The sequence below is a fragment of the Enterovibrio norvegicus DSM 15893 genome (assembly GCF_900115495.1).
GTDB lineage: Bacteria > Pseudomonadota > Gammaproteobacteria > Enterobacterales > Vibrionaceae > Enterovibrio > Enterovibrio norvegicus.
In genome coordinates this window covers 25,351-35,346 of the sequence record NZ_FOWR01000049.1, presented here as the reverse complement: position 1 = coordinate 35,346, position 9,996 = coordinate 25,351, and the positions used below count along the sequence as shown (strand labels likewise).

6 protein-coding genes and 1 pseudogene are annotated in these 9,996 nt (G+C 47.3%); 4 read left to right on the top strand and 3 right to left on the bottom strand.

All coding sequences use genetic code 11. From position 1 onward, the window contains the following. Positions 1 to 328: pseudogene (locus BM082_RS21630) on the top strand (IS4 family transposase); the annotation flags it as partial. A 59-nt stretch (positions 329 to 387) separates the two neighbouring features. Here BM082_RS21630 and glnS read toward each other — a convergent pair. From glnS to nagE, 3 genes are all read right to left on the bottom strand, one after another. Then, positions 388 to 2,058, bottom strand: a complete 1,671-nt coding sequence (glnS, locus tag BM082_RS21625) for a glutamine--tRNA ligase (protein ID WP_017014122.1) — start codon at positions 2,056 to 2,058, stop codon at positions 388 to 390. Between the two features lie 159 nt (positions 2,059 to 2,217). After that, the gene (locus BM082_RS21620; protein ID WP_074928575.1) at positions 2,218 to 4,896 is read right to left on the bottom strand and encodes a beta-N-acetylhexosaminidase; all 2,679 of its coding nucleotides are present in this window, start codon (positions 4,894 to 4,896) and stop codon (positions 2,218 to 2,220) included. A gap of 93 nt (positions 4,897 to 4,989) precedes the next feature. Continuing rightward, positions 4,990 to 6,483: an N-acetylglucosamine-specific PTS transporter subunit IIBC gene (gene nagE / locus BM082_RS21615; protein ID WP_017008812.1), complete on the bottom strand. Its 1,494-nt coding sequence runs from the start codon at positions 6,481 to 6,483 to the stop codon at positions 4,990 to 4,992. A 265-nt stretch (positions 6,484 to 6,748) separates the two neighbouring features. On the opposite strand from nagE, the gene nagB reads away from it, so the two are divergent. The 3 genes from nagB to nagC are packed head-to-tail and all read left to right on the top strand — an operon-like array spanning position 6,749 to position 9,923. Continuing rightward, the gene (gene nagB, locus BM082_RS21610; RefSeq protein WP_074928573.1) at positions 6,749 to 7,549 is read left to right on the top strand and encodes a glucosamine-6-phosphate deaminase; all 801 of its coding nucleotides are present in this window, start codon (positions 6,749 to 6,751) and stop codon (positions 7,547 to 7,549) included. Positions 7,550 to 7,564: 15 nt separating this feature from the next. Continuing rightward, positions 7,565 to 8,701: an N-acetylglucosamine-6-phosphate deacetylase gene (gene nagA, locus BM082_RS21605; protein WP_017008810.1), complete on the top strand. Its 1,137-nt coding sequence runs from the start codon at positions 7,565 to 7,567 to the stop codon at positions 8,699 to 8,701. Positions 8,702 to 8,708: 7 nt separating this feature from the next. Further along, entirely contained in the window at positions 8,709 to 9,923 is a 1,215-nt protein-coding gene (gene nagC / locus BM082_RS21600) for a DNA-binding transcriptional regulator NagC (protein WP_017008809.1), read from the top strand. The last annotated feature ends 73 nt before the right edge of the window (positions 9,924 to 9,996 follow it).

Here is a 9,996-nt window from a genome sequence, read left to right as displayed (position 1 = left end):
AAGCGAGGGCATCTATCAGGAGTTGTGGGGGATCCTGACGTCTTACAATATCGTCCGTTTAGAAATGGCAGCGATGGCGAAAGAGCACAAAGTTGAGCCGCTTAGGATAAGCTTCCTCAATGCGCTATATCTCATCCAAGATGAGTTTATCTGGGCGAGTGGCAGAAGTCCTGGTGCAGTCCCAAATGCACTAAAAATGCTTAGAGAAAATGGCAAACGGCTGATATTACCTAACAAGAGAAAGAGGAAAGCGTACCCTCGGGCAGTGTTGAAAAGACCCGCAAAATATCCAACCAGAACCAGAGAGAAAAAAGCCACTCGCTCTTAAGCGAGCGGCCTTAAGCCTAGGCTCCGGTTTTTTTATTATCGGCATTCTCAGCGTTTCAATTACTTGGCTTCAATTTTTGCCCAAGTATCACGAAGGCCTACGGTACGGTTAAATACCAACGCGTCGGCCGTGCTGTCTTTACGATCAACACAGAAGTAACCCATGCGCTCGAACTGGAACGCTTGTTCTGCAGTGCCTGCTTTTAGGCTTGGCTCAACATAACCATGGGTCACACTCAGTGACTCTGGGTTGATAGTTGCTGCAAAATCATCTGCGCCACCTGGGTTTGCAATAGTGAATAAACGGTCGTACAAACGAATTTCCGCTTCCACACCTGCATCCGCAGATACCCAGTGAATTACGCCTTTTGGTTTGCGGCCATCAGCGGGATCTTTACCCAAGGTTTCTGGGTCATAGGTACAGAAGATCGTCGTAATGTTACCGTCTTCGTCTTTTTCACAACGCTCCGCTTTCACCATATAAGCGTTACGCAGACGCACTTCTTTACCGAGAACAAGACGCTTGTACTTCTTGTTCGCTTCCTCACGGAAGTCTTCACGCTCGATCCAGATCTCACGGCTAAATGGCACTTCGCGTTCACCCATTTCTGGTTTGTTCGGATGATTCGGTGCGATCAATGTTTCAATCTCACCTTCTGCGTAGTTCTCAATCACTAATTTAACAGGATCAAGCACTGCCATTGCACGTGGTGCGTTTTCGTTCAAATCATCACGTACGCAAGATTCCAGTGAGCCCATTTCAATGGTGTTTTCTTGCTTAGTTACACCAATGCGCTTACAGAATTCACGGATTGATGCAGGCGTGTAACCACGACGACGCAAACCAGAAATGGTTGGCATACGTGGGTCATCCCAACCGTTAACCAAGTTTTCGCTAACAAGCTGGCTCAGTTTACGCTTAGACATCACGGTGTATTCAAGATTCAAGCGACTGAACTCATACTGACGTGGCTGACATTCAATGGTGATGTTGTCCAATACCCAATCGTAAAGACGACGGTTATCTTGGAACTCCAACGTACACAGGCTATGTGTAATGCCTTCAAGCGCATCTGAAATACAGTGCGTGAAGTCGTACATTGGGTAAATGCACCACTTGTCACCGGTTTGGTGGTGGTGAGCAAAACGCACACGGTAGATAACCGGATCACGCATCACCATAAACGGTGATGCCATGTCGATTTTCGCACGCAGACACGCTTTACCTTCTTCAAAGCCACCGTTCTTCATTTTCTCGAACAGCGCAATGTTTTCTTCAACACTACGGTCACGGTATGGGCTGTGCTTACCCGGCGCCGTCAAGGTGCCACGATATTCACGGATTTCATCAGGGCTCAGCTCTTCAACATATGCCAAGCCTTTTTCAATCAACTCGACAGCGTAGCCGTGTAAGCGATCGAAGTAATCAGATGAATAGCAAACCTCGCCGTCCCATTGGAAACCCAACCAATTCACATCGTTCTTGATGGATTCAACGTACTCAATATCTTCTTTTTCTGGGTTGGTGTCGTCAAAACGAAGATTACACTGACCCTGGTAGTCTTTCGCGATACCGAAGTTCAAGCAGATAGATTTCGCATGGCCAATGTGCAAATAGCCATTTGGCTCAGGCGGGAAACGCGTGTGAACAGTTGCATGAGCACCATTCGCCAAATCTTTGTCGATGATTTGACGGATAAAGTTGCTTGGACGAGCCTCAGACTCACTCATCAAAAATACCTCGTAGGAAGAACCGAATTCGACATAACTTAAAAATAACGCCCAATAATCCCCGATCGTGGCTATTTACTCAACCACTACTGAACGCACCAAAGCCATTTGGACAAAAAAAAGCCCGCAAGACGCGGGCTTTGATGCTTTTCGAGGGAATTACAGAGAAACCACGCGACCTTCACGTTGTTTATCTGCACTCAAAGCGCGTACTTTTACATTAACATTGCTGTCAATAGCTACTGGCGCTGAGTAGTCGATCCATGTCTTACCCGCATCAACAGAGTATTGAAGCGGTAGACCTGGCATGCTGATGTTCATGTGAAGCTTACCCGCGTCCAATTTAGCACCTGGAACTGGAATACGGTATTGAATGCCAGCGGCATCCAGTTTCGCCATTTCACGTTGACCCATCACGTTTGCAAAGCGTGTCCAGTCTTGAAGCTGGGCATCTTTGTTCACGAAGTTGGTGTCTAGGTTGAAGGCTTTACCGACTTGGTAATCCAGTTCCCAGTCAGCTTTGTGCCATGCACGCTCAGCCGCTGCGATCACACGTGGGAAGACCATGTACTCGTACTGCGCATCAGTGCGAACAGTTTCACTCCAAAGCTGTGCAGATAGACCGTAGAAACCTTGGTTGTGGTCAACAGTACCTTTACCATTGAAGCCATTACCGTCGCGGTCTACAGACGTTTCAGCATTCTGTGGCAAGTTTTCCGGCGCGAAACCAAACATCTTACGGGTATCAGTCGCACGGGTTGCCCAGTAGTAACCGCGCTCTTTCGGATCCACTTCATACGGCATATCCAAGTACACATAGTCAGGGTTAGACACGATCACATCGTAACCTTTGCTCGCCCAATCGTATGCTGACGCATCGCCGCCCCAGTAAAGAACATCCCAGAAGTTTACGCGTGTGTTTTCGGTTTCAAACGCAGACGCATCTTTCGAGTACTTTAGGCCATCCTGCCATGCTTGGAAGTTTTCAATGCCATGAGCATTAACAACACTGCTCACTCGCTCTGCAAAGTAGCTTGGTAAGTGACCAAAGTCTGCCGCCACGCCTTCCGCTATCATTTTTTGACACATTGGAGACTGAGCAAATGGCTTGTCTTCTTTGCTCATATCAATGTTGCCTTTCCAAGCCACAGGCTCAGACGCATTGATGTCTTGGAAACCTGCGTTCAGCTTGATGTTTTTCGCTTCATCACCACCGAAGTGCCATGTATTTAGCGGCATACCCGCTTCTGCATGCATGGCTTTTACTTCAGTAATCACTTTATCAACGAAACGTAGCGACGAATCCATACAAGGGTTGATGAAGCTGCGCTTGTCGTAAAGCTGAACAGTGGTGACATTTGATGTATCCAATGGATCCATCAGACGGAACTCTTCTGCTTTCGTAAGATCGCCTTGTTCGGCATATTTAGAGTAACGCGCTTCCATAGACACAACGGCCGCACGAGAGTGAGCAGGCATGTCGATTTCAGGGATAACTTCAATGCCGCGCGCTTTTGCATGACGCAGAATTTCTACGTAATCCGCTTTAGAGAAGAAACCCGAACCGAAATTGTCCGTTGTTGGACCTGAACCTAGCTGCGGCAGCAGGCATGATGTCTCTGAAAGATCGTGACAACGGTTTGAACCCACCTCAGTCAACTCTGGCAAGCCAGGGATCTCTAAACGCCAGCCTTCATCATCGGTCAGGTGCAGGTGAAGTTTGTTTAGCTTGTATGCCGCCATTTGATCAATGGTACGCAACATCGCTTCTTTTGAGTGGAAGTTACGGCCCACATCGACCATCACACCGCGGTAATCAAAACGTGGGGCATCTTCAATCGCAACCATTGGCAGGGTTGCGTTCTCGCCTTTTTCAGTCAGAGCAAGCAGAGACTGAAGACCGTAGAAAGCACCTACGCTGTCGAAGCCTAGTACTTCAACGCCACCCGCGTTGATAGCAAGCTTATAGGCTCCCGATACCGCTTCTTCGCCGCTGAACGCGTTCTCATCCAGCGTGATGCTTAGCGCGGTTTCGCCTTTGGTGTTTACACCAAGTAGCGCTGCACGTGTTTCAAATGCCTCTAGCTGCTCTGCATCCAGAGCGTTGTTGCTGAGTGCAAAACCAGACGCTACGTTCAACTCGCCGCGCATTTGGCGCGTTTTCAGCGGTGTTGGGATAATTGCAACGTCGATAGCACTTTCAGACAAGGCTTCGACATCGCTGTTTTTCGCGAAGCGAGACGCTGCAGTCGCCAGAATGTTGTTGTCTTCAGGCGTGCGTTTCCATTTATTGCCGTCGATTTCAGCGACAAATGCGTCAACGTTTTCAGTGTTTAGAGAGTCAATTGCACGTGGTGTTGCATCACCAGCAACCACATAGGCACGTGGCATAAAGTCTGTTTCAAACAACTGCCAGTATTCAGCAATCATCGGAATTTCAACGGTCTCGTCTTTCGCGAAGCCTTTGAAAGATGCTGTTGGGGCTAGCTCGTAAAGGTCACCGGTGATGTGCTTGATGGTGAAATCTTCATTTGCAACGTCCAGAATGACGCGAATGCTGTGTAAATAAATACGCCAGTTCTTATCAGCAACGGCTTCACCTTCGTTAACAACCGTCATGATGACGTTGTTACATGATGCCCACTCAGCGCCCATCGTCTGACAAGCAAGGCCTTCTTGCGCGCCATGATTAGTTTGAACGTCATAACTGATGTCCAATTGAGAGGCTAATGCATCAACAACATTTTGATCAGCAGATTGCAGTGGAAGAACGCCACAACCTGCGAGGCCTGTTGCAATCGCAACAGGAAGAAAACCAAGCTTAAACGTATTATTCATGTACATTTTTCCTACGATTCGGCCGAAAAAGGCCCAAAAAAAGCCGACCCCGTTAAAGGCCGGCTAGATAACTAATTTGTCAGTAAAACTAGATTATGGCAGTTTGACGTTTGTCAAATCTTCGCTAACGCCAACTTTTTTCATTTCGCCAGCAACGATTTCTGCTAGAGGACCCAAGATAACCTGTAGGTTATTGGTGCCTAATTTAACAACGCCCATCGCACCAAGTGCTTTCAGCGTTTTCTCATCGATCTGGTTGCCATCTTTAACAGTCAGACGTAGACGAGTAATACATGCATCGATGTTGGTTAGGTTGTCGTGGCCACCCAGCGCTTTCAGGTATTGACGCGCTAGTTCACTCGTTTCTTTTGAACCAGTAACACCGGATGTTGATTCTTCATCTTCGTCTTCACGGCCTGGCGTTTTCAGGTCGAATTTAACGATAACAGCACGGAACACAGTGTAGTAAATCACCGAGAACACAGCGCCTTGAGCAATCAGCATGAACCAGTTAACGGCTAGCGGGTTACGCGTAGACAGAACCATATCCACAAGACCAGCTGAGAAGCCGAAACCTGCAATCCACTGCATAGATGCAGCGATGTATACAGAAAGACCTGTCAATGCTGCGTGCAGTACGTACAGACCTGGTGCTAGGAACATGAATGAGAATTCTAGAGGCTCAGTCACACCCGTGAAGAAAGATGCAAAAGAGGCAGCGATCATGATAGATGCAACTTTCTCTTTATTTTCAGCTTTCGCAGTGTGGTAGATAGCGAGTGCCGCACCTGGAAGACCAAACATCATGATTGGGAAGAAGCCAGCTTGGTACATACCTGTTACACCAACAGTAGCAGTACCTTCTGCGATTGACTTAGCGCCACCCAGGAAGTTAGGAATATCGTTAATGCCTGCAACGTCGAACCAGAACACTGAGTTCAGTGCGTGGTGCAGACCAACAGGAATCAGAAGACGGTTAAAAAATGCATATAGACCTGCACCGACTTCACCCATACCTTGGATGCCTTCACCGAAGCTTACTAGACCACCGTATACGGTTGGCCATACGTACATCAGGATGAACGCAATAAAGATACCAGCAAAAGATGTCAGGATTGGTACAAGACGCTTACCAGAGAAGAACGCCAACGCTTTGTGAAGTTCAACTGCAGAGAAACGGTTGTACAATTCAGCAGAAACGATACCAACCAAGATACCTACGAACTGGTTGTTGATTTTGCCGAATGCAGCTGGCACAGCGCTAGGGTCGATACCCTGGATTTGTGCAACAGCGCCCGGAGACAGAAGAGTGGTAACAACAAGGAAACCAACAAAACCAGATAGCGCAGCAGCACCATCTTTATCTTTAGACATACCGTACGCAACACCAACTGCGAACAGTACAGACATATTGTCGATAATTGCGGCGCCTGCTTTGATCAAGAAAGCTGCAAGTGCACTGTTAGCACCCCAACCATTTGGATCAATCCAGTAACCAATACCCATTAAAATTGCAGCTGCAGGAAGCGTGGCGACTGGCACCATCAATGCTTTACCTACTTTTTGAAAATACCCAAGAATATTCACCTATGTTCCCCCTATAGTGGTTCTTTCTCAGATGTAGAATGACAACATGGGACTTTTTTTACGATCCTATGTGAGTCATTCGCAGTTTATTCCATTAATTTCGCCCCGCAAATTAAAACATAGGCAAATGTGATTATGGTCACTCAAAACAATAGAAGATCGGGTTTTTTGCTAGCACGCTCATAAAACTTATTTTATGATAAAAAGTAAGATACAATTACACTATGATACGTAGTCAGATTTCGAATTAACTGAGAGGTGTCCCGTGAGACTTATCCCTTTACAAACCGCACATGAAGTAGGCCTTTGGTCAGCACGCTATATTGTTGATGCAATTAACAAATTCGCTCCAACAGAAGAACGTCCGTTTGTTCTGGGTCTGCCGACTGGTGGCACCCCGTTGAACACTTATAAGCAGCTGATTAACCTTCATAAGCAAGGCGAAGTAAGCTTCCAAAACGTGGTAACATTCAACATGGATGAGTACTGTGGTATCCCTGCAGACCACCCTGAATCTTACCGCAGCTTTATGTTCAACAACTTCTTTAACCACATTGATATTAAAGAAGAAAACATCAACCTTCTTAACGGCAACGCTGAAGACCACATGGTTGAATGCAAACGTTACGAAGACAAAATCAAATCGTTTGGTAAAATTAACCTGTTCATGGGTGGTATTGGCAACGATGGGCATATCGCATTTAACGAGCCAGCGTCTTCTTTGTCTTCGCGCACTCGCATCAAGACACTGACTGAAGATACGCGTATCGCAAACTCTCGTTTCTTCGATAACGACATCAACCAAGTACCTAAACATGCACTGACCATCGGTGTTGGTACACTGTTAGATGCAGAAGAAGTGATGATCCTAATCACTGGCCACAATAAAGCGTTGGCTCTGCAAGCTGCTGTAGAAGGTTCTGTAAACCATTTGTGGACAGTGTCTGCCCTTCAGTTGCATCCTAAAGCACTGATGGTGTGTGATGAGCCATCAACTGCTGAGCTGAAAGTGAAGACCGTTAAGTACTTCCAAGAGCTAGAAGCACAAAACATTAACAACCTGTAAGGTAGGGAAGTATTCATGTACGCACTGACTAACTGCCGTGTATTCACAGGTAGCGACGTGCTGGACAACCATGCCGTCATCGTTGATGGCGGTCTTATCCAGACTGTTTGCCCAGAAAATGAATTGCCAGAAGGGATTGAGACGCGATCATTAGACGGCGCGTACCTAAGCCCAGGTTTTATCGATCTGCAACTCAATGGTTGCGGCGGTGTAATGTTCAACGATGAAGTGACGGCTGATACCATCCGCACTATGCATTTGGCTAACCTAAAGTCAGGTTGCACCAGCTTCCTGCCTACGCTTATCACGTCTTCTGACGAAGACATGAAGGCATCTGTCAATGCGATTCGTGAATACCAAGCCAAATACGCTAACCAAGCGCTAGGTCTGCACCTTGAAGGTCCTTACCTAAACGTCGCGAAAAAAGGCATTCACAGTGTCGATTTCATTCGTCGCTCTGACGATGCAATGATTGACTTCATTGCAGCTAACGCAGACGTTGTGACCAAAGTTACCTTGGCACCTGAACTAACACCAGACGAGCATATTCGTCAGTTGTCAGCTGCAGGTATCGTGGTATCGGCTGGCCACACTAACGCCAGCTACGTTGAAGCGCGTAAAGGTTTTCGTGCAGGTATTACCTTCGCTACACACCTGTTCAACGCGATGACGCCTATCGCTGGACGCGAGCCAGGCATGGTTGGCGCTATCTACGACACCCCTGACGTTTATACGGGTGTGATTGCAGATGGTTTCCACGTTGACTATGCAAACATTCGCATTGCCCATAAATTGAAAGGCGAAAAACTGGTTCTTGTTACTGATGCAGCAGCGCCTGCAGGAGCAGACATGGATCACTTTATTTTTGTAGGTAAGAAAGTATATTACCGAGACGGCAAGTGTGTAGATGAGAATGGCACGCTTGGTGGTTCGGCATTGACGATGATTGAAGCAGTTCAAAACTCTGTCGAACATGTAGGCATCGCTTTAGACGAAGTGGTCCGCATGGCAACCTTGTATCCTGCCCGAGCTATCGGCATGGACGACAAGCTAGGGGCTATCCAACCAGGATACGTCGCTAACCTGACCGTGTTTGATCGCGATTTTAACGTTAAAGCGACTGTAGTTAACGGCGAATACTCAATGAACTAGGACATTTATGACAGGCGGACAAATTGGTAACGTAGATCTGGTTAAACAGTTAAACGGTGCCGCCGTTTATCGACTTATCGACCAACAAGGGCCGATTTCTCGTATTCAAATTGCAGATGTGAGCAGCCTCGCACCAGCAAGTGTTACCAAAATTACCCGTCAGTTACTTGAGCGTGGCTTGATCAAAGAAGTCGCGCAACAAGCGTCCACAGGCGGTCGACGAGCTATCTCGTTGACCACCGAATGTGCCCCCTTCCATTCCCTCGCAGTCCGTCTAGGTCGCGATCGAATCGAAATATCTCTGTTTGATTTGTCAGGTCGACTACTTGGTCAGCATGACGAGCTCTTCCAATACCAAGATCAAGATGCACTCATCGAGGGCCTTCTATACCGCCTTCACAGCTTCCTTGCCGCTCAACAACACATTGTTCGTGAACTCATTGCTGTTGCGATCTCATTGCCTGGTCTCGTCGATGCTGAAGCGGGTGTTGTTGAATACATGCCGAATATCTCCATCGATAAATTACCGCTAAGTGACTTAATTCGCGACGAATTTGGTGTGCAGTGTTTCATCGGGAATGACACCCGAGGACAAGCACTCGCGGAACATTATTTCGGGGTGAGTAAAAATTATTTTGATACCCTGCTCGTCAGTGTTCATAACGGTGCGGGCGCAGGTATCATCGTTAATGGGCAGGTTTTCTTGGGCTATAACCGCAATGTGGGTGAGATTGGTCATATTCAAATCGACCCACTCGGCAAAAAATGTCAGTGCGGAAACTTCGGTTGTTTAGAAACCGTGGCATCGAACCCTGCCATCATAGAGCACGCACAGCAATTGCTCGCACAGGGCCACGAAAGCATGTTGCAGGGCAAAAAAGAATTGGATGTGTCTGATATCTGCCGCGCCGCTGTCGCTGGCGATGAACTCGCTCGCCAAGTTTTGGTCAAGGTTGGTAATCACCTTGGTAAAGCCATTGCGATGACCATCAACCTGTTCAACCCACAGCAAATTGTTATCTCAGGCGAAATTACAGAAGCTGAGAGCGTGGTTTTCCCAGCCATTCAGCGCTGCGTTGAAAACCAATCACTGAAAACGTTCCATCAGAATTTGCCTATCGTTGCAGCGGGCTTATCTTCAACACCAACACTCGGCGCGTTTGCGCTGGTGAAACGTGCGATGCTTAATGGCGCGCTATTGCAAAGACTGTTGGAAGACTGAACATCATGAACACCTAGGTGTTCCAGCGCGATTCGCACCACTAAAAGTCCATAAGGTTCACTTATGGACTTTT